Source organism: Malikia spinosa, assembly GCF_002980625.1.
In the GTDB taxonomy this organism is placed as follows: Bacteria; Pseudomonadota; Gammaproteobacteria; order Burkholderiales; family Burkholderiaceae_C; genus Malikia; species Malikia spinosa.
Window position 1 is genome coordinate 52,352 of the sequence record NZ_PVLR01000016.1, and the last position, 21,084, is coordinate 73,435.

Here is a 21,084-nt window from a genome sequence, read left to right on the forward strand (position 1 = left end):
TCACGGCGCCCGGACCAGCAAAGACAAAGGGCGTACCCCCAAGGATACGCCCCGTCACAGTCAGTCCGGACCGGAATCAGGCCTTGGCCGGTGCCACTGCCATCTTCGTGACCTGCTGATCCAGGATCAGCTCGGGGTCCTGCGCTTCGGTGAGGGTCGGATGGTCCAGGCCCTGGTGCAGGCGCTTCATGTCGAGGTCACCAGTCCAGCGGGCGACCACGAGCGTCGCGATGCCGTTGCCGACCAGGTTGGTCAGCGCACGCGCTTCGGACATGAAGCGGTCGATGCCCAGGATCAGCGCCAGGCCGGCGACCGGCACGCCACCGACGGCCGACAGCGTGGCTGCCAGCACGATGAAGCCGCTGCCGGTGATGCCGGCCGCGCCCTTGGAGGTCAGCAGCAGCACGGCCAGCAGGGTCAGCTGCTGGGTCAGGTCCATCGGGGTGTCGGTGGCCTGAGCGATGAAGACCGCCGCCATGGTCAGGTAGATCGAGGTGCCGTCGAGGTTGAACGAGTAGCCGGTCGGGATCACGAGGCCGACCACCGACTTGCGCGCGCCCAGGTTCTCGAGCTTTTCCATCATGCGCGGCAGCACCGACTCGGACGACGAGGTGCCCAGCACGATCAGCAGCTCCTCCTTGATGTAGCGCACGAACTTGAACACGCTGAAGCCATGCAGACGGCTGACGATGCCGAGCACGACAAAGACGAACAGCAGGCAGGTCAGGTAGAAGGCGCCCATCAGCTTGCCGAGCGAGAACAGCGAACCCACGCCGTACTTGCCGATCGTGAATGCCATCGCACCGAAAGCACCGATCGGAGCCACCTTCATGATGATGCCGACGATGTCGAACAGCACATGCGAGAACTTCTCGATGAAGTCGAACACCATGGTGCCGCGACCGCCGAACTTGTGCAGCGCAAAGCCGAACAGCACCGAGAACAGCAGCACCTGCAGGATCTCGCCCTTGGCGAAGGCATCCACCACCGAGCTCGGGATCACGTGCAGCAGGAAGTCGACCGTGCCCTGCATCTTGCCGGGCGCGGTATAGGCCGCGATGGCCTTGGTGTCGAGCGTGCTGGGGTCGACATGCATGCCCGAGCCGGGTTGCAGCAGGTTGACCACGACCAGGCCGATGATCAGCGCCAGCGTCGACATGACCTCGAAATACAGCAGCGCCAGGCCACCCGTCTTGCCCACCTTCTTCATGTCCTCCATGCCGGCGATGCCGACCACGACGGTACAGAAGATGATCGGCGCAATGATCATCTTGATGAGCTTGATGAAGCCATCACCGAGCGGCTTCATCTGGGCGCCGAGTTCCGGCTGGAAATGGCCCAGCAGCACGCCGATCGTGACGGCGGCCAGGACCTGGACGTAGAGTGACTTGTAGAGAGGCTTTCGCGCAGTTGTAGTAGCCATGGCGACGGACTCGATTAAGGATTGAAGGGGCAGCGCAGGCACCAGAACCTGTCCCGGCACCCGCAGCACGGGAAAGGTCGCAACGATACGCAGCGCCTGCCACACTGCCAACTGTGGCGTTCAACAGTCGGGTTTACCCTAATCCTCAGCAGCAGTCGTGGATGCGATCGCGCCGCGCACCTCGGCCAGCAAGCCATGACCGACCCGCTGCTCGAAGTTCTGCTGCACCGCCTGCGCCGTGCGCTGCAGCGCGGCGCGCTCAGGCAAGCTGAGGGCATGGACGCGCAGGCGCGGCAGATCTAGCACCTGCGCCAGCGCCTGGCGATCGAGTTCGGCCGAGAGCCGGTTGCCGAATGCGAGCGACTCGGCCAGGGCCTGGCGCAACAGTGCCCGGTCGGCAGCGCTCAGGCTGTCCCAGAAGCGCGGGTGACTGACCACCGCATAGCCCAGGTAGCCGTGGCGGGTCAGGGTCAGATCGGTCTGCACGGCCTGCAGGCCCTGGGTCAGGAAATTCGCGAGCGGGTTCTCGGCGCCATCGACCACCCGCCGGGCCAGGGCGCGGCGCGTCTCGCCAAAGGGCAGCACCACCGGCTCGGCGCCGAGCGCGCGCATCTGGGCCACCAACACGCGCGAGGCCTGCACGCGCAGCCGCAAGCCCTTGAAGTCGGCCGGCGCGCGCAGCGGCCGGTTCGCGCTCATCTGCTTGAAACTGCCGTCCATGAAGCCGAGTCCGACCATCTGCTGGTGCGCGAGCCGCTCGAGCAGGCGGCGCCCGACCGGGCCCTGCGTCACGCGCCTGACCTGGGCCAGGTCATCGAACAAGAAGGGCAGATCGAAGACCTCGAACTCGGGCAGGCCGGCCTGGCCGAACTTGGACAGCGAAGGCGCCAGCAGCTCGACCGCACCGAGCTTGAGCGCCTCGAGCTCGTCCTCGTCGCCGTAGAGCTGGGAGTCGGGATAGACCTCGACCCGAATGCGGCCCGCGCTGCGCTGTGCCACCAGGCGCTGGAAATGCAGCGCCATCTGGCCCTTGGGCGTGCCGGCGGCGACCACATGCGAAAAACGCAGCAGCAGCTCGGGCCTGGCCGCCTGTGCCGGAACAGCCACCCCCATTGCAGCCAGCCCAGCCAGCCCGCTGGCCAGCAGCAGGCGCCGGCGCAAGGCTCGGGTGCGGTCGGGGCGGACTCGGTGCGGCATGTCCGCTATGCTAAGCGCATTCCACCACCATGAAGACCGAGCCCGCCGTAGACCTCGACCCGCTCGACCTGGACGCCCGCCAGGCTTCGGCCTCGAGCCGGCGCGCCCTGCTCTGGCTGGCCGGCCTGCTGACACTGGTGGCGGCCTGCATCGTGCTGCTGGTGCTGTTCCTGCGCGATGTCGAGGCGCAGGAAGAAGAGCTGCGCCGCGCTGCCGACGCCCAGTGGCTGGAGCAGACGCTGCGCTTTCATTTCCAGCGGCTCGAGCGCGACCTGGCCCAGCTCGACAGCGCCCAGCCGGCGCCGGGCACCCCGCCGCCTCAGCCGCTTCAGCCACCACGCGCCGGCCTGCTCTGGCGTGGCGAGGGCGTGATCGCCTGGCAGGGCTGGCTGGCGTCCGAGCAGCAAGACCACCCCGGGCAATGGCCCGCCATCATGGCCGCCACCGAGCTCCAGCCCGAGGACAGCGGCACGCTGGCGGTGATGCTCGACACCGGACGCGGCCTGCAACGCCCCGCCTATGCCGGCCCGCTGCGCGGCCACCAGCGCCCAGGCGACGCGCTGCTCTGGCTGGCGGTGCCCCGCTTCGAGCAAGGCCGCTTCCTGGGTAACCAGGTCGCGGCGATCCGGATCGAGCGCGCGCTGGAACAGATCGTGCCGGCCTGGTTTCTGGCCGACCACGCCCTGCTGACGCTGGACGACGAGCCCGGGCTGACGGCGCCAGTCCAGCCAGGCCAGCCAGCCCTGCGCTATCCCGTCGCCATGCCGCTGCCCGGCGCGCAGTGGAAACTGGCGGTCGAGCTGCTGCAAGCCCGTCCGGCCATCGCGCCGCGCGCCTTCTTCGGCATTGCGCTGGTCTGCCTGGCCGCGATGCTGGTGGCACTCTATTTCTTCTGGCGCGGCACGCTGCGCCGGCGCCAAGCCGAGCGGCGACTGCAAACCCAGATTGCGCTGCGCAGTGCGATGGAGCGCTCGGTCACGCTGGGCCTGCTGGCACGCGACCTGGACGGTCAATGCCTCTACGCCAACCCGGCCTTCTGCCGCATGCTGGGCTGGTCGGCGCGCGAGCTGGCCACCACGAGCGACTGGCCGCAGGCCTTGGCGGCCAGCCTGGATGCGCTGCCGACGGCGGCGGCAGTGAGCTCCGGACTGAGCTCCGGCATCGAGCTGCAGCTGCAGCACCGCGACGGCCATGAGCTCGAGCTGCTGGTCCACGGCGCGCCCTTGACCCAGGCTGACGGCCGCGTGATGGGCTGGATGTACGCCCTGCTCGACATCACCGAGCGCAAGCGGGTCGAACGGCTGGCGGCACGCCAGCAGGAACAGCTCGAGGCCTCGGGCCGGCTGGTCGCAGTCGGCGAGGTCGCCTCGACGCTGGCGCACGAGCTCAACCAGCCGCTGGGCGCGCTCAGCAGCTTTGCCAGCGGCCTGCTCAACCGGGTGCGCCAGGACAGCATCAGCCAGGCTGAAATCGTGCCGGTGCTCGAGCGCATCGAGCGCATGGCCGAGAAAGCCGGCCTGGTGATCCAGCGCATCAACGCCTTTGCCCGACGCCAGGAAATGAGCCGCCAGCCGCTGGCGCTCGTGCCCTTCGTGCGCCGCGTTGCGCAGCAGCTGACATTGCCGCCAGGAGTGGCGCTGCAGCTCGAGCTGCCCGAATCAGCCGGCTCATCAGCCGATACAGGCCCGAGCGTGTCGGCCGATGCGCTGCTGCTCGAACACGCGCTGCACAACCTGATCCTGAACGCGACCGAATGGGCCGGAGTCGGAGCCAGCGGTCCGGCCCTGGTACGCGTCAGCCTGGTGCAGGAAAGCGGCCTGACCGGAATCCGGATCGAGGACAGCGGACCCGGCATCCCCGAGGTGCAGCGCGCCAGCATCTTCAACGCCTTCGCCAGCCACAAGCCGGGCGGCATGGGAATGGGCCTGTCGATTTGCCGCTCGATCGTCGAGGCCCATCACGGCCGGATCGAGGTCGGGCACAGCGCCGCGCTGCACGGGGCACAATTCACCCTGTGGCTGCCCCTGACAACTTGAACCCAACCGTACACATCGTCGACGACGATGAGGATTTTCGCGATGGCCTGGCCTGGTTGCTGGATTCGCGCGGCCTGCCCGTGCGCAGCTGGAGCGGCGGCGAGGCCTTCCTGCAGGCGCTACGTGCGGGCAGCGAACCCTGGGCCTGCTGCGTCTTGCTGCTCGACATCCGGATGGAGCCCCTGTCGGGCCTGGCGACCTTCGAGCGGCTCAAGGCCATGGGCTGGCCCTGGCCGGTGCTGTTCCTGACCGGACACGGCGACGTCGGCATGGCGGTGGCGGCGGTCAAGCAGGGCGCCTGGGACTTCCTCGAGAAGCCGTTCCAGAACAATCTGCTGGTCGACCGGGTCGAGGCGGCCAGGCAGGCCGCGCTGGCGCTGCAGGCCGGCTCGCGCGACAAGCTCGAATTCCAGAAGGCGCTGGCCGGGCTCAGCGCGCGCGAGCGCGAGGTGCTGGGCGAACTGCTCGCAGGCCACTACAACAAGAACATTGCCGAGCACCTGGGCATCACGCCGCGCACGGTGGAGTTCCACCGCGCCAACATCTTCGAGAAGCTGCAAGTCCAGTCGGCGGTCGAACTGGCGCATCGCATGGGCTTGTATGGCCATTGAGCACACGCACTGCCAGCCTCGCACCCGTCAAGACCCAGCCATGGCCACAGCACAGGAAACCCGAGCATGATCAGTTTTTCGAATTGGGGCGAGTGGATGCGACATGCCCTGGAGTTGTCAGCCACCATCGCCTTCACGCTGTCGGGAGTCATGACTGCGGCGCGCAGCCGGCTCGACGCCGTCGGGGTCTATGCCGTGGCCTTCCTGACTGCACTCGGCGGCGGCACCCTGCGCGACATCCTGCTCGACCTGCGACCCTTCTTCTGGGTCCGGCATGTCGAATACCTGTGGGGCGTGCTGGCCCTGAGCACGGTGGCCATGATGTTCATGCGACGGCGCCATTTCGAACCGACCGAAAAAGCCATCCAGCTGCCTGATGCGCTCGGGCTGGGCCTGTTCGCTGCGGTCGGCGTCGATCTGGCCAGCGCGCACGGCATGCCAGCCCTGGTGGCGGTGCTGATGGGCGTGGTGACCCCGGTGTTCGGCGGCGTACTGCGCGACATCGTCTGCAACCAGATCCCGGCTGCCTTCAGCGACCATCGGCCCTATGCGCTGTGCGCCTTCCTGGGCGGCTGGGTCTATCTGGGCCTGCAGGCGCTCCAGACACCCGATTGGCTGGCCCTGAGCGCGACGGTGTTCTTCACGGCCGGGCTGCGCATGCTGGCGCTCTGGCGCGACTGGCAGCTGCCGATCTGGCGCGTGGACCACTGAATCCGACGGCGGCCTGACAGGAACTTCGCAGGTCGAGCGTCAACCGGCGTTCAACGCGTCATGGCCACCAGCTGCCAGCCGCCAGGACAGGACTGCACCTGAGGGTGGTACTGGCCATAGCTCGGGCAGTAATAGGCGACGCCATCCGGTGCCGATTCGACGGCCTGCGGCGGTGCGGCATAGGTCGGCCCCGCGTAATCGGGGCTGGCATAGGCGGCGCCTGCCGGCAGAACATAGGCCGGCTGCGCGGCATAGCCGGATGACTGCGGATAGACCACGACCGGCTGGGGCGGCGGCTGTACCACCACGGTCGCGGGTGCCTGGCTCGCGGCGCTGAGCGCCACGCCGGCAATGCCGAGCACGACCAACGGCGCGATCCAGCCCGAGCCATGCACGCGCGCCGGAGCCGATCGGTAGTGGTTGAACCCTTGCCGGCCATGACCACGCCAGCCGTCGGCCTGTACCTGACCGACAGCCGCAGCCAGCAACAAGGCTGCCAGCGTGGTTTTGAATGGGATGTTCATCTTATGAGCTCGAATGCGGAAGCTACATTGTGCAGCGCATGGCCCGAGGCGATCCTGTACCTTGATGTAACAGTCGCATCAATCGGTATCCCGGGCTGGACCGGGCAATAGAACCGAGAGATATAAAGAAAGGGTGGTGCGCGAGGCCGGACTCGAACCGGCACGGTGTTGCCACCGTCAGGACCTAAACCTGGTGCGTCTACCAATTTCGCCACCCGCGCAGTCCATTCGTGACCAGCCGGTTGCGGGCTGATCAGCGAAAGTCAAGATTGTAAGGCCAGAAACGGCCGCTTTTGCGCCGCCATCCTGTGGCAGCATAGGCCCATGCAAGGTGTGGACCATTACGAAAACTTCCCCGTCGCCTCCTGGCTCTGTCCGGCGCGGCTGCGCCCGACCGTCACGGCGCTCTACCATTACGCGCGCAGCGCCGACGACATCGCCGACGAAGGCGATGCGAGTCCGGCCCAGCGTCTGGCCGAACTGGCGGCCTACCGGGCCGAACTCGAACGCGCACTGGCCGGCCAGCCAGCCGTCGATCCGCGCTGGTCGGGCCAGTTCGCAGCCCTGGCGCGCGCGATCGCAGCGCACCAACTGCCGGCACAGCCACTGCATGACCTGCTCGACGCCTTCGAGCAGGATGTGCGCTACACCGCAGCCGGCAGCCGCTATGCCGACCCTGCCGCCCTGCTCGACTACTGTCGCCGCTCGGCCGATCCGGTCGGACGCCTGCTGCTGCACCTGTATGGCGTGCATGACGCCAAGTCGCTGCGCCAGAGCGATGCCATCTGCAGTGCGCTGCAACTGATCAACTTCTGGCAGGACCTCGGCGTAGACCTGCAGCGCGGGCGCCACTACCTGCCGCTGGAGCCGCTGGCCCGCCATGGCGTCGACGAGGCCGCGCTGCTGGTGCCGGAGCTTGACCCGCAACAGGATGGCGCCGCGCGCGCGCTGCTGACCGAGCTGACGCAACAGGCGCGCGCGCTGATGCAGGACGGCGCTCCACTGGCCACCCGCCTGCCCGGACGCCTGGGCTGGGAACTGCGGCTGGTGGTGCAAGGCGGCCTGCGGATACTGGACCAGATCGAGCGGCTGCAGCATCGGACCTGGCGCTCGCGCCCCAAGCTCGGCGCTGCCGACCTGCCGCTGCTGCTGTGGCGCGCCCTGCGCATGCGGACCTGAGCAGCCCAGCCAGCCCGGCCCAGGGGCTGGCCCCTTACACTCTGGGTCCCATATGACGCCATGACGCCGTGACACCGTGACGCCACAAGAATACGCCCAGCAAAAAGCCGCCGCCTCGGGCAGCAGCTTCTATTACGCCTTCCTGTTCCTGCCGCCGGAGCGGCGCGCCGCCATCACGGCCTTCTATGCCTACTGTCGCGAGATCGACGACGTGGTCGACGAAGTGTCGGACCCCGGCATCGCGCAGTCCAAGCTCGACTGGTGGCGCGGCGAGGTCAGGAACGCCTTTGCCGGCCAGGCCAGCCACCCGGCGCTGCAGGCCCTGCTGCCGCACAGCCAGACCTTCGGCATCGAGGCGCGCCATCTGCTGCAGGTGATCGAGGGTTGCGAAATGGACCTGACCCAGACCCGCTACCTCGACTTCGCCAACCTCAAGCAGTACTGCCATCTGGTCGCTGGCGTGGTCGGCGAGGTCGCGGCCAACATCTTCGGCCAGACCGATCCGCGCACCACCGACTATGCGCATCGGCTCGGGCTGGCGCTGCAGCTGACCAACATCATCCGCGACGTCGGCGAGGACGCGGTGCGCGGCCGCGTCTACCTGCCGATCGAGGACCTGCAGCGCTTCGACGTCAAGGCGCATGAGCTGATCAAGCGCGGCAGCACCTCCGACGCCAGCTTCCCGCAGCGCTTCGAGGCGCTGATGCAGTTCCAGATCGAGCGCGCCCTGGCGACCTACGACGAGGCACTGGTCCTGCTGCCGGCGCAGGACCGCCAGGCACAGAAGCCCGGCCTGATGATGGCCAGCATCTACCGTACCCTGCTGCACGAGATCGCGCGCGAGCCGCAGCTGGTGCTGACCCGGCGCGTCAGCCTGACGCCGCTGCGCAAGCTCTGGCTGGCCTGGAAGGTGCAGGCGCTGGGCCGGCTGTGATGCCCTCCTCGCCGCTCTCGCAGCAGGCGGACGGACCAGCTCGCCGGCTGGCTGTGGTCGGCGGCGGCTGGGCCGGCCTGGCCGCTGCGGTGCGCGCGACCGAACTGGGCTGGCAGGTCGAGGTCTTTGAGGCCGCGCGCCAATGGGGCGGTCGCGCCCGCGCGCTGAGCGGCCAGACCGGACAGGGGCCGACCGAGATGCCGGGACTCGACAACGGCCAGCATATCCTGATCGGCGGCTACCGCGCGACGCTGGGCCTGATGCAGCAGCTCGGCGTGGACCTCGAGTCTGCCCTGCTGCAGCTCCCGCTCGATCTGCGCTACGCCGACGGCTCCGGGCTGGCGGTGCCGGCATGGGCCGCGCGCTGGCCAGCACCGCTGGATCTGCTGGCCGCCATCCTGGGCGCGCGCGGCTGGGGCTGGCGCGACCGCTTCGCGCTGCTCCAGACCAGCTTGCGCTGGCGGGCGACAGGATTTTCCTGCCCGGCGGACCTGAGCGTGGCCGGACTCTGCGCCGGACTGCCTCCGCGCGTGATCGACGAACTGATCGAGCCGCTTTGCCTGTCCGCGCTCAACACCCCGCTGGCGCAGGCGAGCTCGGCGGTGCTACTGCGCGTGCTGCAGGATGCGCTGTTCGGTGCTGGCCACGGCCACTGGCGCGGCGCCGACCTGCTGCTGCCGCGCGTCGACCTCGGCGAGCTGCTGCCCGGCCCGGCTCTGCGCTGGCTGGCCGATCGCGGTGCCGTCCTGCATGCCGGGCGGCGCGTGACGGCGCTGCAGCGCCGGCCCGCGGGCTGGCGCATCGAGGAAAAAGATTACGACGCGGTGCTGCTGGCCTGCCCGCCGCGCGAGGCCGCCAGGCTGGTGCGCAGCGCTGGCCTGGACAAGATGGATGATGCGGACGGCTTGGGCAACGGGCTGGCAGAGTCGGCCAGCGGGCGCTGGATCGCACAGGCCGAAGCCCTGGCGCATGAAGCCATCGCCACCTGCTACGCCCAGGCAAGCAACGCGGACGGCAGCCCGGGCGGACTGCCAGCCGGCGCCGCCATGGTCGCGCTGCGCAGCTCGGCCGAGGCGCCGGCACAATTCGCCTTCGATCGCGGCCAGCTCGGTGGGCCGGCCGGTCTGCTGGCCTTCGTCGTCAGCGCCAGCCGGGGCGAGCGCGCCGAGATCGAGCGCCAGGTACTGGCGCAGGCGCGCGAGCAACTCGGACTGGCCAGCCTGCAGCCACTGCGAACGGTGGTCGAGAAACGCGCGACCTTCGCCTGCACGCCAGGACTGCAGCGGCCAGGCGCGGCCATCGCGCCGGGGCTGTGGGCCGCTGGCGACTATGTGGCAGGCCCTTACCCCGCCACGCTAGAAGGCGCGGTGCGCAGTGGCCAGCAGGCCGCCGAAGGGCTGCTGGCCGGCTGCAGGATCAGCTAGGCTCGGAGCCACCGGTCGTCTTGCGGGCGCGGCGCGGGCGCGCGACCTTGACGGGAACAGGCTCGGCCGGCTTGGCGGGCCAGGCGAAGGCCGGCTCCGGCAACGCTGCTGGCTCGGGTTCGGACTCGGACCGTGCGGGCGAATCCAGCGGGATCGGGCTGGCTGCGGCAGGCTCAGGCTCGGCAGCCGTCGCCGCGACAGCGGGTTTGGCCGCCGTCTTGCGGGGGGCGCGCGCCCGGCGCGGTGCCGCGGCCTTCTCGGGTACAGGTACGGGTGCTGGAGCGGGCTCGGCTTCGGCCTGAACCTCGACCTCCGCTACCACCTCGACCACCTCGGGCAGCGCTTGCGGCACGGGCTGCGGCCTGGGCGCCTGCTGGCGGAAATAGCTCGGCCGCTCGAATTCGGGCTCGGGCTCGAACTCGTCCTTGGCCTCGACTTCGGGTTGCAGCGGCAAGGTGCGCTCGCGCCTGGCCGGGCGTTCCTGTGCCTGTGCCTGTGCCTGTGCCTGTGCCTGTGCCTGTGCCTGATCATCCGGCTCAACGTCCTGGGCTGCAGACTCTGCTGTCTCGGAAAACTCCGGCTCGACATCGACTTCGACCTGGACTGGCTTGCGCCCGGCCCGGCCGCGCCGCCGAGGCTCCTTGCCCTCGCTGGCGGACTCGCTCCTGGCTGGCGCAGCCGGGCGAGCCTGGCCGGACGCGGGCCGTTCGCCCTCGGACTCGGCCGGCCCCTGCGCCGTGGCCGCGTTGCTGCGGAACACATAGGCACCCGATTTCTCGTCGCGGCCGAACTCGAGCAGACCGCGCGCCTGGGCTTCCTCGAGCAGGTTGCCGAAGGCGCGGAAACCGAAATAGGTCTCGTTGAAGTCAGGCTTGCGGCGCTTGATCGCCTCCTTCAGCACCGAAGCCCAGATCTTGCCGCTGTCGCCGCGCTCGGACACCAGCGCATCGAAGGTCTCGACCGCGATCTCGACCGCCTGGGTACGGCGCTTGTCCAGCGTCTCCTTGCGTTGGCGCTCCTCCTCGGCCGAACGGCGTGGCGCGGCGGGCGCATCGGCCGGCTGGCGTCTGGCCAGCGCGCGCTGGCTCTCGCGCACCAGGTCGTCGTAGAAGATGAACTCGTCGCAGTTGGCGATCAACAGGTCCGAGGTCGACTGCTTGACGCCGACGCCGATCACCTTCTTGGCGTTCTCGCGCAGCTTGGAGACCAGCGGCGAGAAGTCCGAGTCGCCGCTGATGATCACGAAGGTGTTGACATGCGACTTGGTGTAGCAGAGGTCGAGCGCATCGACCACGAGCCGGATGTCGGCCGAGTTCTTACCCGACTGACGCACATGCGGGATCTCGATCAGCTCGAAATTGGCCTCGTGCATGGTGGCCTTGAAGCCCTTGTAGCGGTCCCAGTCGCAATAGGCCTTCTTGACCACGATGCTGCCCTTGAGCAGCAGGCGTTCGAGGATGCGCTTGATGTCGAACTTGTCGTAATTGGCATCGCGCACGCCGAGCGCGACGTTCTCGAAGTCGCAGAACAATGCCATGCTGACTTGATCGGGGGAGTTGGCCATGAATGCTCCACAGGAGGGTGATGAAGGATCATCACAGGGAAAAACGGGTGTCGGAAAAAGGGCCGCTACCGGCCCTCAGGCCGCGGTCGAAATGGCCCAGGACCGATGGACCGGCAGCTCGAAGCCGGGCACCGGACCGACCTCGGCGCGAATCTCGATCAGGGGTGCTGCCGACTGGAAGGCGCCGAAGATGGTGGCAAACGACACATCGGCGGCATCGCGCCCGGTGCCGATTCGGATGAAGCCCATCGGAATCGCCGTGCCCGAAGGATCGAAGATATACCAGCGGTGGCCCAGATAGACCTCGACATAGGCATGGAAGTCCTGCGGCCCCAGGGCCGGGTCGGCACCGTAGTCGATGCCGGTGGCAAAGCGCGCCGGAATATTGAGCGCGCGACACAGCGCGATGAACAGATGAGCAAAATCGCGGCAGACGCCCACGCGGTCGCGCAGCGTGTCGAGCGCCGAGGTCGCGGAGTTGCTGGTGTTGGACTTGAAGCTGACCTGCTTGCCGACCCAGTCGACCACCGCCTGCACCCGGCGGTAGCCACGCGGCAGATGGCCGAACTGCTCCATGACCAGCGGACCGAGGCAGTCCGACTGGCAGTAGCGACTCGGATAGAGATAGGGCAGCACCGACGGCGGCAGCTGCGCGATCGGGACCTCGGCGACTTCATGCGGCAACTCGACATGGTGGCGCAGGTCGACCGTGCAGCGGTAATCCAGCTCGAGATGCCCGGGCGGCGCGGTCAGGCGCAGCATCCGGTTGTTGGTGGCTGGATCGAAGCTCTCGACGCTGAAGACGAAGGGCTGGATATCGAGCTGCTCCCAGACCACGCTCTGCTGTGCCGTGCGAGCCGCCTGGAGGTTGAAAATAAAGTCGGCGCCCTGGGGACCGACGTCGTAGCTGAGACCGATGCGGGCATGTATGCGAACCATGTAGACATTAGGTCATGAAATGCGGGCAGAACTAAAGCCCGGACAGAAATTCTCCACCCCTGATGACAAGCCGATGAAAGCCGCTACGCAATAAAACGAGCCACAAGCCCGCACAGATTCAGGATCAGTAGTAGAATATCAACATCGTTGCGATTTGCTTACCTTTGCAACGACTGTTGTCTGACATGGTCTGCGGTTTATTTTATCCCGCCACCTCAGCTCCCTAGCGACGTTCTCGGTCTCATGGGTTGTCACACTCCCCCCTTCGCGGCGAGCCTAACTGCTGGTCAGTTCCTGATACAGGACCAGCCACCCCAAGACCTTGGTCGCTAAGAGCCGCCCCACTACAGGCGCTCGTCTCGACAACCTTATATTGCAGCCGGCCATGGATATGGCCTTGATTGATGACCACCACACTAGAAAAAACATTTTCGGTGGGCAAGTTCCTTGTCTCCCCCTTTACTCATTCCACCGAGTCCGGCGACTATGCCGCCTCGCTGTCGATTCGCAGCGGCCGCGGTAGCGGCACGCTGGACCGCGTGTTCCGTTTCGTGCCCCGGTTTAGCTGCCGTGACGAAGCGCTGCAATACGCCTTGAACCAATGCCCCGGCCTGCTGCCTGCGCAGCTTGCGGCCTGAGGCCCCAGACATCCCCATCCATACCGCTACAAGGAGCCCCTCATGTCGAAGGAAGACCTGATCGAAATGCAAGGCAAGGTAGACGAAGTGCTGCCCGACTCTCGCTTCCGCGTGACCCTGGACAACGGTCACACCCTGATCGCCTACTCGGGCGGCAAGATGCGCAAGAACCATATCCGCATCCTGGCCGGCGACAAAGTGACGCTCGAACTGTCTCCTTACGACCTGACCAAGGGCCGCATCACCTTCCGCCATCTGGAGCCCCGCTCCGGCGGCGGAGCGGCACCAGCGCGACGCAAGTTCCGCTGATTACCCACCCCACCAATAGCAACCCGGCGCGTTCAGCAATTTTTTGCACGCGCCTCAATAGGAACTCATATGAACAACAAACTCTTCGTCGGTAACCTGCCCTACTCGGTCAACGATGGCAGCCTGCAGCAAAACTTCTCCGAGTACGGCACCGTCGTTTCGGCCAAGGTCATGACCGACCGCGAAACCGGCCGCTCGAAGGGCTTCGGCTTTGTCGAAATGGGCACCGATGAAGAAGCGCAAGCTGCCATCGAAGCCCTGAACGGCATGTCGGTTGATGGCCGTGCCATCACCGTCAACGTCGCACGTCCGAAGGAAGACCGTCCGGGCGGCTTCGGCGGCGGCGCTCGTCGCAGCGGCGGCGGCTTCGGTGGCGGCAATGGCGGCGGCTACGGCGGTGGCAACGGTGGCGGCTACGGCGGCGGCCGTTACTGATCAGCTGATCAGCGCACAGCCGGTCCTCTGACCCGACTGTGCCAGCCAGCGGCGCGCCAGCTCGGCGCGCCCGAAAACAAGGACCTTGGGTAACCCAGGTCCTTTTTTCATGGGCGGGCGCTGCAACGTGGCCTGGCACCGCTCGACCTGGCACGGCGCGGCATACTCAGCCGACCGCGCTTTCCGGCAATCGGCCCAGCAGCGGCTCAAAGCGCGCGCCACTGGCAGGAAGCGGTCGATCCAGCACCGGCTCGGGCAGCAAGCGGTCGTATTCCGCCTTGATGGCGCGATAGCATTCGCAGCAACGGTGCTCCAGGCCCGGCCGGTCGAGCACGGCGATGCGGCCACGGGCATAGCGGATCAGACCGGCACGCTGCAGCTTGAGCGCCGCCTCGGTCACCCCCTCGCGGCGAACGCCCAGCATGTTGGCAATCAGCTCCTGGGTCATCTGCAATTCATGACCCGGAACACGATCCAGGCTCAGCAACAACCAGCGACTCAAGGCCTGGTCGACCGAATGGTGGCGGTTGCAGACGGCGGTATGCGTCATCTGGGCGATCAGTGCCTGGGTGTAGCACAGCATCAGGCTCTGCACCTGGCTGGACTGCTCGAAGCGGCGCCGGATGACCGAGGACGGCAGCTGCAAGGCCTGGCCGGCACAAAGCACCACGGCATGGCTGATCGCCCCCCGCCCGCCCATGAAGCTGGAGACGCCGACCACACCCTCGTGCCCCACCAGAGCCACCTCGGCAGTGGCCCCGCTCTCGGTCACATGGTAGAGCGACACCACCGCCGTCAAGGGAAAGTAGACGTGATGGATGGAGCTGCCCGACTCGTACAGCAGCTTGCCGGCGGGCAAGTCGACGCATTCGAGCCAGGGATGCCAGTACGGCCACTCGGCATCGGGCAATGAGGAGAGCAGTTGATTTTTCAGCCGCAGCGTAGAAAAGACCATGACTTCACTCCCTGAATCAGCCTTTCGACCAAATTCTTATTTTTTTCATATTGGATGCAGGATGAATCATAGCCACCTCACGGAGAACAAGGAAGCGGCAAGCCAGTGGCATCGGGCGCCAGCGGCATAGCCATCAGCTACGGCCCTAGGACCCGGCAGAGGACTGCCGCCGCAACCGTTGGGCCGCGCGGCTGCCGGCTGGCCAAACTAACCAGGGGCTCAAGACGACAGACTGTCCTGCATGGCCTGGAGTGTCTTGAGGGCGCGATCGAAATCGAAGACATCGATCTGATCGCGCAGCGTCCCGAGCAGCATGGCTGCCGCGTGCTGGCCTATATGCTCATGCAGACTGGTCAGCAGCGCTACCGGCACCAGACGATTGCGACGCAGCAGCAGCTCGACCGCGGCCAGATCTTGCTGTACCGCCTGGATTTGGGGGTTCGTAGCCGGCAGGCCTGCCTGCACCGCTGCCACCGCAGCGCGCAAGGCGTCCAGACAGTCGTTGCGATACTGTTGCAGCTTGTCCGGATCGCCTTCCTCATCCTTCAGCGCCGCATCGAGTGCTGCGGCAGCGGCCTGCAGCCGCACCGCCCCGACATTGGCGGCCACTCCCAGCAGGGTATGGGCCAGTCGTTGCGCATGGGTCCGCTGTCCGTCCAGACAGGCAGCGTCGAATTGCGCCGCCCATTCATCTGGCTTGAAGTCGCACAGGAACTGGCGCAACACGCTCAGCAGCAGTTGCTGATCCTGGCCGAGCCGATCGAGCGTCTGTGCCAAATCGAAGCCGTCCAGAGGCGGTACCAGCATGCCCTGCGGCGCCATGGCAGGCTGGGGCACGGCTGCCTTGGCCGCACGGGCATCTACTGCGGTCTCGGCAGTCGACGGGGGTTGCGGCAACCAGCGCAACAAGGTCCTGAGCAGCTGCTGTGGATCGACCGGCTTGCTGACGAAGTCGTTCATGCCGGCATCGAGCACACGCCGGCGGTCATCGGCAAAGGCCGAGGCGGTCATGGCGATGATCGGCAAGCTGTGGCCCCAGCGGGTGGCACGGATCGCGGCGGCCGCCTCAAAACCGTCCATGACCGGCATTTGCAGGTCCATCAACACCAGCGCACAGGGCTTCTCGGCCAGCTTCTGCAGCGCCTCGCGTCCGTTATTGGCCACTGCCACCTGCAGGCCCATCTTGGTCAGCATGGCCAGTGCAACTTCCTGATTGGTCAAGTTGTCCTCCACCAGCAGCAGTTTGGCGCCACGGATCGGCCTGGCTTGCTGGTAAGGGTCGGGCACCTTGCCCTCGACCGCCGGCAGGGGCACAAAGCTGCTTGACGGTGGCACTCGCCCCGGCTTCAACTGCGGCGGCGCGGTAGCTTCCGCACGCCTGTCGGGTGTCAACAGCACGGTAAACCAGAAGGTTGTGCCACGGCCCAGCTCGCTGCGCACACCGATCTCGCCGCCCATCAACTCGACCAGGCGCTTGGCAATCGTCAGCCCCAGGCCGGTGCCGCCAAAGCGCCTGGTGGTGGAGCTGTCAGCCTGCACAAACGGCTGGAACAGCAGCTGCGTTTGCTCGGGCGTCAGGCCGATGCCGGAATCCTTCACCTCGAAGCGCAGGCGCTGCTGTGTGCCCTCGTCGGCCAGCGCACGTACCGCCAGGTGCACGCTGCCGCGCTCGGTGAACTTGACGGCGTTGCCCAGCAGGTTGACCAGGATCTGGCCGAGCCGCAAGGCGTCGCCCGAATAATGCGGCGGCAATCCGGGCGGCACATCAAGCACCAGTTCCAGCCCCTTGGCACTGGCCGCCAGCGCGAACAGGTCGGTGGCGTCGCGCAGCACCTCCTCGAGTCCGAACGGCGCCAGTTCCAGATCGACCGCGCCAGCGTCAAGCTTGGAGAAGTCCAGAATGTCGTTCAGGATGCGCAGCAGCGAGCGGGACGATTTCTGCACCTTGTCGACCAGCGTGCGCTGCTGGGCGTCCAGGCCGGAATCGGCCAGGATGTCGAGAAAGCCGAGCACCGCATTCATCGGCGTGCGCACTTCATGGCTCATGTTGGCCACGAACGCGCTCTTGGCCCGGCTGGCCTGCTCGGCTGCGTCCTTGGCGGCCAGCAAGCTCTGTTCGATCTGTCTTTGCTCGGTGATGTCTTCCACCATGCAAAGGTGGCGCGGACTCTCACGCGGATCGACCTGGATCCGTGCCACCGTCATGCGGACCCAGACCACCGAAGCATCGGGCCTGAGGTAACGCTTGTTCATCTGGAAGCCGGGGATTTCCCCGGCGTTCAGGCGCGCCATATTGTCCAGATCGGGCTGGATGTCGTCCGGATGCGTGATCTGCATCCAGTCGGCATGGCGCATCTGCTCGACGCTGCGGCCAGAGATGGCCGCATAGCGCTCGTTGCACTCGTAGATATGCCCGCTGCGCGAACCGGTCAGCGCGATGCCGATCGGGGCTTGGGCGAAGATGGCGTGGAAGCGCGTCTCAGATGCCGTCATCTCGGCCAGGGCCTGCTCGATCTGATTCCTGGATTGACTCAGCTGGTCCCTGACCATGACTTCGGACTGGATGTCGCGCCAGCCGCCCACCCGTGCCTCGACCTGGCCGGCCGCATTGAAAATCGACTTGGCGCTGATCGAGACCCAGTGAAAACCGCCGTCACGGGTGCGGATGCGGGTTTCGAAAGTCGTGCGTTCGCCTTGCAGCAGGCGTTGCTGAGCCGCCCTCGCCGTAGCCAGATCATCCGGGTGAATGAATTCAAGGAAAGGCTGGCCGATCATCTGCTCGGGCAGCCAGCCCACCAGCACTGTTACCGACGGCGATATCCATTCGAACACACCGCTGTTGTTGCCGCGGAACACCACATCCGAGGCGTTCTCGGCCAGCAACTGGATTTCGGCGGTGCGCTCGCGCACCTTGCTCTCCAGGCTGGCATTGAGGTCGCGCAGGATCTGCTCGGACTGCTTGCGTGCCGTCACATCCAGGCACAGGCCCGAAAAATGTGTTGGCGTGCCGGCGGCGTCAGAACTGTCATGACCAAAGGCGTCGATCCAGCGGATCTGGCCATCGGGCCAGATGACACGGTAGGTCGCTGCAAACGGTCGATGCTCGCGCAGAGCTTCGGCAATGGCAGCCTCGGCGGCCGGCAAATCGTCGGGATGGACCGCCTGGCGCCAGGTATCAAAATTGGCCGATACGCTGGTGGGCTCCAGACCGAAAAGCCGGAACATCTGGTCCGACCAATTCAGCCGGTCGGGACCGAGACTCAAGTCCCAGTCCCAGAAGCCGACGCCGGCCGCTTGCTCGGTCAGCGACAGCAGGTCATGCGATTTCTGCAGCTCGACCTGGCTTTGTTCAAGCTGGCGCGCCGCCGCCAGCTCAGCCGCCGCCGCATCATGGGCACTCAACAGCTGGCTGTAGCGCCGCACGCCGAACACCAGCAGCAGCAGAACGACGCCGCCACTGAGCAGCAGCGGCGGCCAGCCCTGCCACCAGAGTTGCCCGAGCTGGTGGCGATCCAGGTGACTGACCAGTTTCCAGCGATCCGCCGCTTGCAGCCGGCCCGGAAACAGGGTGGCCGGATCGATGCTGTCCCAGACCCAGAGGCCGCTTTCATCGAGCATCCGGCCCGAGGGGGCCGCGGCAATCCGTGCCCAGGCCTGCGGCTGGCGCCTGGCCAGCGTGCTGTCGCGCCCCAGCAGGTGGCTCCAGGCATCCTGCGGGTCGGGGGCCACCAGCCAGCCGCCCTGGGAGTTGAGCAGCATGAGCTGTTCGCCCCGGGCAGACGGGTTGTTGGTGACATATTCGTCGATCAGGTGCTGGGCCAAGATATTGAGCACCAGCAGGCCCTGGTCGCGCCCCTGCACCCGTGGCAGGCGGATGACCGCGCGGATCACCGGCTGGTACGGTACGGCCACCTGACCATGCTCGACATTGAGGTCCAGCGTCGAGAGGTAAAGCTGGCCGGGCGGCAGGCGGATCGTATCGATGAAATAGGGGCGATCGGATTTGTCCTGCAACTGGCTCGACTCCACCAGCTGCGGCGTATCGCCGACACGATCGACGCGCACCTGCTCGATGCCGTCAGCACCGAGCCAGCGCGCCTGCAGATAGCGCGGATTGCGGAACAGCAGCGACTGCAGCGAGTGCTGGATGAGGCTGCGAGCCATGGCTGGCGGCGCGACAAAAGCCTGCTGCAGCGCCGGCTCTTGCGCCAGCCCCTGCAGCTGCTCCAGCGGACGCTCCAGATCCTGGCTGAACAGCAGCGCACTGGAGTGCAATTGCGTCGCCTCGCCCGACTCGAAGGTGGCCTGCCTGGATTGGCTCAGGTTGACGCCGAGGTAAGCCGTCAAGCCGCCGACCAGCAGCAGCGGCGGCAGATAAAGAGTCAGAAAACGTTTCACTTGAGCCAACTCTCCGGGCAGGTCGAACAATGACAGAAAATCATGACGCGCTGCCACTCCACGACCGCAGCAGATTGTCAGGCTGGCCGAACCTGGTACAGCAGCACCCGATTGCAGCCGTTTTCCCTGACCTGGTCATGGCGGCGTCGGCATGGCAGACCAGGCCTCAAGCCGCCTGAAGCTGGATGAAAACCGCCGTCCTGTCGTCCTCAGCTGGGGACTGCTCGGTGAATGCCTCGATGTCACTGCGCAGGGTCGCCATCATCAGCTCCGGGCTGTGACCCGCCTGCTGGCCCTGACTCAGCAATTGCTGAATGCGCTGGTCGCCGTAGTACTGGCGGGACGAATTGGCCGACTCCGACAGTCCGTCAGAGTACAGCAACAGCGTGTCACCAGCTTGCAGCTGCACCTTATGCTCGGCATAGACCTCGTGCTCCAGCACGCCGATGGGCAGGTTGTCACCGATCAGCTCAGTGACCTGCTGCCCTTGCGCCAGCAGCGTCGGGGTATGGCCGGCGTTGACCCAGCTCAACGTTTTTGCCTTGCAGTCAATGCGCAGCAGCGACATCGTGACAAACGCGTTGACGGCGATCAGTTCCGGGGTGACCGCGGCATGCAGCGCGTTCATCAAGGTGGCGGCGCTGGGGTAGTTACCCGGAGTCTGGTCCGCCATCAGCTCGGAGAACAACCAGCGATAGGTGTTCTTGAGGCCGGCGCCAATCAGCGCCGCGGTGACGCCCTTGCCCATGACGTCGCCGGTCAGGACCTCGAACACCGAGCTGCTGAGGCGGGTGAAGGTGTAGAAGTCGCCATCGACCCCCTGGCAGGGCTCGGTGTAGCAGACCACCTGACAGGCCTCGAGGTCTGTCGGCACCTGGCCGAACAGCAGCTTGTGCTGGATGAAGGCGGCAGTCTCGAGCTCGCGCTGGCGCGCCTGGGCCAGTGCCTGCTCGGCCTGATGGCGCGCCGTGATGTCGGTCTTGACCGCCACATAGTGCAAGGTGCGGCCTTCATCGTCCTTGATCGGAGCCAGATGGGCTTCTTCGCGAAAGATTTCACCCGACTTGCGCCGGTTGATCAGCTCGCCCGACCACGGCTCGCCGCGCTTGAGCCGGCTCCACATGTCCAGGTAGATGGCAGGATCGTTCTGTCCCGAATTGAGAATGCGGGGATTCTTGCCCAGCACTTCGGCGGCGTCATAGCCCGTCACCTGGCAGAACTGCGGGTTGACATATTGGATGGCGGCGTTGGGGCCACAGATGACGACGGCTGACGGACTCTGCTCGGTGGCCATCGACAACACGCGCAAGCGCCCCTGGGCCTGGCGCAATTCGCTCAGGCTGTGCTGCAGCTCACGCTGCGCCAGCGCCGCCGCGAGCTGCAGTCGCACCCGCGCGCGCACCAGCACCGGATTGATCGGCTTGTGGATGAAATCGACCGCGCCGGCTTCCAGGGCCCGGGTTTCGCATTCGACATCGTTTCTGGCCGTGACGAAAATGACGGGAATGGACTGGGTCGCCGGATCGCTTTTGAGGATCTCCAGCACCTGGTAACCGTCCATGCCGGGCATCATGACGTCGAGCAGGATCAGGTCCGGTGCCTGCTGCTGCACCAGCGCCAGCCCCTGTGCCCCGGAGGTAGCGAACTGGACGTCGTATTCTCTGGCCAGGCTGGCGCCCAGCACCTCAAGGTTGAGCGGGATGTCGTCAATGATCAGGATATGGGCAGGCGGGTTCATGCGAGAAAGGGGGCCGGGTTGCTGGTGGTCCTTAGATAAGCCTCCTGATATCAATAGTAATGCATGAAA

17 protein-coding genes and 1 tRNA gene are annotated in these 21,084 nt (G+C 66.4%); 9 read left to right on the forward strand and 9 right to left on the reverse strand.

The features are described from left to right. Positions 1-76: 76 nt before the first annotated feature. Positions 77-1,423: a dicarboxylate/amino acid:cation symporter gene (locus C6P61_RS06480; RefSeq protein WP_105729114.1), complete on the reverse strand. Its 1,347-nt coding sequence runs from the start codon at positions 1,421-1,423 to the stop codon at positions 77-79. A gap of 138 nt (positions 1,424-1,561) precedes the next feature. Next, entirely contained in the window at positions 1,562-2,620 is a 1,059-nt protein-coding gene (locus C6P61_RS06485) for a DctP family TRAP transporter solute-binding subunit (protein ID WP_105729115.1), read from the reverse strand. Between the two features lie 29 nt (positions 2,621-2,649). Here C6P61_RS06485 and C6P61_RS06490 point away from each other — a divergent pair, with 29 nt between their 5' ends. The 3 genes from C6P61_RS06490 (at position 2,650) to C6P61_RS06500 (ending at position 5,978) form a co-directional block, all read left to right on the forward strand. Beyond that, entirely contained in the window at positions 2,650-4,656 is a 2,007-nt protein-coding gene (locus C6P61_RS06490; RefSeq protein ID WP_105729116.1) for a sensor histidine kinase, read from the forward strand. Then, entirely contained in the window at positions 4,653-5,267 is a 615-nt protein-coding gene (locus tag C6P61_RS06495) for a response regulator transcription factor (RefSeq protein WP_105729117.1), read from the forward strand. The genes C6P61_RS06490 and C6P61_RS06495 overlap by 4 nt, the downstream gene beginning before the upstream one ends. A gap of 66 nt (positions 5,268-5,333) precedes the next feature. Further along, the gene (locus C6P61_RS06500) at positions 5,334-5,978 is read left to right on the forward strand and encodes a trimeric intracellular cation channel family protein (protein WP_105729118.1); all 645 of its coding nucleotides are present in this window, start codon (positions 5,334-5,336) and stop codon (positions 5,976-5,978) included. A gap of 50 nt (positions 5,979-6,028) precedes the next feature. Here C6P61_RS06500 and C6P61_RS06505 read toward each other — a convergent pair whose 3' ends face one another. Beyond that, positions 6,029-6,502, reverse strand: a complete 474-nt coding sequence (locus tag C6P61_RS06505; RefSeq protein WP_105729119.1) for a hypothetical protein — start codon at positions 6,500-6,502, stop codon at positions 6,029-6,031. 134 nt (positions 6,503-6,636) lie between these two features. Further along, positions 6,637-6,723: transfer RNA gene (locus C6P61_RS06510), tRNA-Leu, on the reverse strand. 103 nt (positions 6,724-6,826) lie between these two features. On the opposite strand from C6P61_RS06510, the gene hpnC reads away from it, so the two are divergent. From hpnC to hpnE, 3 genes are all read left to right on the forward strand, one after another. Next, positions 6,827-7,681 carry a squalene synthase HpnC gene (gene hpnC, locus C6P61_RS06515; RefSeq protein ID WP_105729120.1) on the forward strand — a complete coding sequence of 285 codons (855 nt, stop codon included), beginning with the start codon at positions 6,827-6,829 and terminating at the stop codon, positions 7,679-7,681. A gap of 76 nt (positions 7,682-7,757) precedes the next feature. Then, a complete protein-coding gene (hpnD, locus tag C6P61_RS06520; RefSeq protein WP_105729121.1) occupies positions 7,758-8,615 on the forward strand; it encodes a presqualene diphosphate synthase HpnD in 858 nt (285 codons plus the stop codon). Further along, on the forward strand, positions 8,615-10,039 hold the full coding sequence (hpnE, locus tag C6P61_RS06525; RefSeq protein WP_105729122.1) for a hydroxysqualene dehydroxylase HpnE: 1,425 nt from the start codon (positions 8,615-8,617) through the stop codon (positions 10,037-10,039). Before hpnD ends, hpnE begins: the two co-directional genes overlap by 1 nt. Here hpnE and C6P61_RS06530 read toward each other — a convergent pair. Together C6P61_RS06530 and C6P61_RS06535 are read right to left on the reverse strand one after the other, a co-directional pair. Beyond that, a complete protein-coding gene (locus tag C6P61_RS06530) occupies positions 10,032-11,603 on the reverse strand; it encodes an NYN domain-containing protein (RefSeq protein ID WP_105729123.1) in 1,572 nt (523 codons plus the stop codon). The two genes, hpnE and C6P61_RS06530, sit on opposite strands and share 8 nt — an antisense overlap. A 75-nt stretch (positions 11,604-11,678) precedes the next feature. After that, complete coding sequence (locus C6P61_RS06535) at positions 11,679-12,542, reverse strand: transglutaminase-like domain-containing protein (protein ID WP_105729124.1); 864 nt, start codon at positions 12,540-12,542, stop codon at positions 11,679-11,681. 404 nt (positions 12,543-12,946) lie between these two features. Here C6P61_RS06535 and C6P61_RS06540 point away from each other — a divergent pair, with 404 nt between their 5' ends. The 3 genes from C6P61_RS06540 (at position 12,947) to C6P61_RS06550 (ending at position 13,924) form a co-directional block, all read left to right on the forward strand. Continuing rightward, on the forward strand, positions 12,947-13,180 hold the full coding sequence (locus tag C6P61_RS06540; protein WP_105729125.1) for a hypothetical protein: 234 nt from the start codon (positions 12,947-12,949) through the stop codon (positions 13,178-13,180). A 42-nt stretch (positions 13,181-13,222) separates the two neighbouring features. Further along, a complete protein-coding gene (gene infA / locus C6P61_RS06545) occupies positions 13,223-13,489 on the forward strand; it encodes a translation initiation factor IF-1 (protein WP_105729126.1) in 267 nt (88 codons plus the stop codon). A gap of 69 nt (positions 13,490-13,558) precedes the next feature. Continuing rightward, positions 13,559-13,924, forward strand: a complete 366-nt coding sequence (locus C6P61_RS06550) for an RNA recognition motif domain-containing protein (protein ID WP_105729127.1) — start codon at positions 13,559-13,561, stop codon at positions 13,922-13,924. Between the two features lie 166 nt (positions 13,925-14,090). On the opposite strand, the gene C6P61_RS06555 is transcribed toward C6P61_RS06550, so the two are convergent. The 3 genes from C6P61_RS06555 to C6P61_RS06565 all read right to left on the reverse strand — a co-directional run bounded on the left by C6P61_RS06555 (position 14,091) and on the right by C6P61_RS06565 (position 21,015). Further along, a complete protein-coding gene (locus tag C6P61_RS06555) occupies positions 14,091-14,879 on the reverse strand; it encodes a Crp/Fnr family transcriptional regulator (RefSeq protein WP_105729128.1) in 789 nt (262 codons plus the stop codon). 219 nt (positions 14,880-15,098) lie between these two features. Further along, positions 15,099-19,277 (reverse strand): PAS domain-containing protein, encoded by a 4,179-nt coding sequence (locus tag C6P61_RS06560; RefSeq protein ID WP_146114975.1) that lies wholly within the window; start codon positions 19,275-19,277, stop codon positions 15,099-15,101. Positions 19,278-19,443: 166 nt separating this feature from the next. Further along, entirely contained in the window at positions 19,444-21,015 is a 1,572-nt protein-coding gene (locus tag C6P61_RS06565; protein WP_105729130.1) for a SpoIIE family protein phosphatase, read from the reverse strand. Between the last annotated feature and the right edge of the window lie 69 nt (positions 21,016-21,084).

Bases quoted from the DNA above. Each gene is read 5' to 3' on its own strand.
- C6P61_RS06480 (WP_105729114.1), bottom strand. From the start codon at position 1,423: ATGGCTACTACAACTGCGCGAAAGCCTCTCTACAAGTCACTCTACGTC.
- C6P61_RS06485 (WP_105729115.1), bottom strand. From the start codon at position 2,620: ATGCCGCACCGAGTCCGCCCCGACCGCACCCGAGCCTTGCGCCGGCGC.
- C6P61_RS06490 (WP_105729116.1), top strand. From the start codon at position 2,650: ATGAAGACCGAGCCCGCCGTAGACCTCGACCCGCTCGACCTGGACGCC.
- C6P61_RS06500 (WP_105729118.1), top strand. From the start codon at position 5,334: ATGATCAGTTTTTCGAATTGGGGCGAGTGGATGCGACATGCCCTGGAG.
- C6P61_RS06505 (WP_105729119.1), bottom strand. From the start codon at position 6,502: ATGAACATCCCATTCAAAACCACGCTGGCAGCCTTGTTGCTGGCTGCG.
- hpnC (WP_105729120.1), top strand. From the start codon at position 6,827: ATGCAAGGTGTGGACCATTACGAAAACTTCCCCGTCGCCTCCTGGCTC.
- hpnE (WP_105729122.1), top strand. From the start codon at position 8,615: ATGCCCTCCTCGCCGCTCTCGCAGCAGGCGGACGGACCAGCTCGCCGG.
- C6P61_RS06530 (WP_105729123.1), bottom strand. From the start codon at position 11,603: ATGGCCAACTCCCCCGATCAAGTCAGCATGGCATTGTTCTGCGACTTC.
- C6P61_RS06535 (WP_105729124.1), bottom strand. From the start codon at position 12,542: ATGGTTCGCATACATGCCCGCATCGGTCTCAGCTACGACGTCGGTCCC.
- C6P61_RS06540 (WP_105729125.1), top strand. From the start codon at position 12,947: ATGACCACCACACTAGAAAAAACATTTTCGGTGGGCAAGTTCCTTGTC.
- infA (WP_105729126.1), top strand. From the start codon at position 13,223: ATGTCGAAGGAAGACCTGATCGAAATGCAAGGCAAGGTAGACGAAGTG.
- C6P61_RS06550 (WP_105729127.1), top strand. From the start codon at position 13,559: ATGAACAACAAACTCTTCGTCGGTAACCTGCCCTACTCGGTCAACGAT.
- C6P61_RS06555 (WP_105729128.1), bottom strand. From the start codon at position 14,879: ATGGTCTTTTCTACGCTGCGGCTGAAAAATCAACTGCTCTCCTCATTG.
- C6P61_RS06565 (WP_105729130.1), bottom strand. From the start codon at position 21,015: ATGAACCCGCCTGCCCATATCCTGATCATTGACGACATCCCGCTCAAC.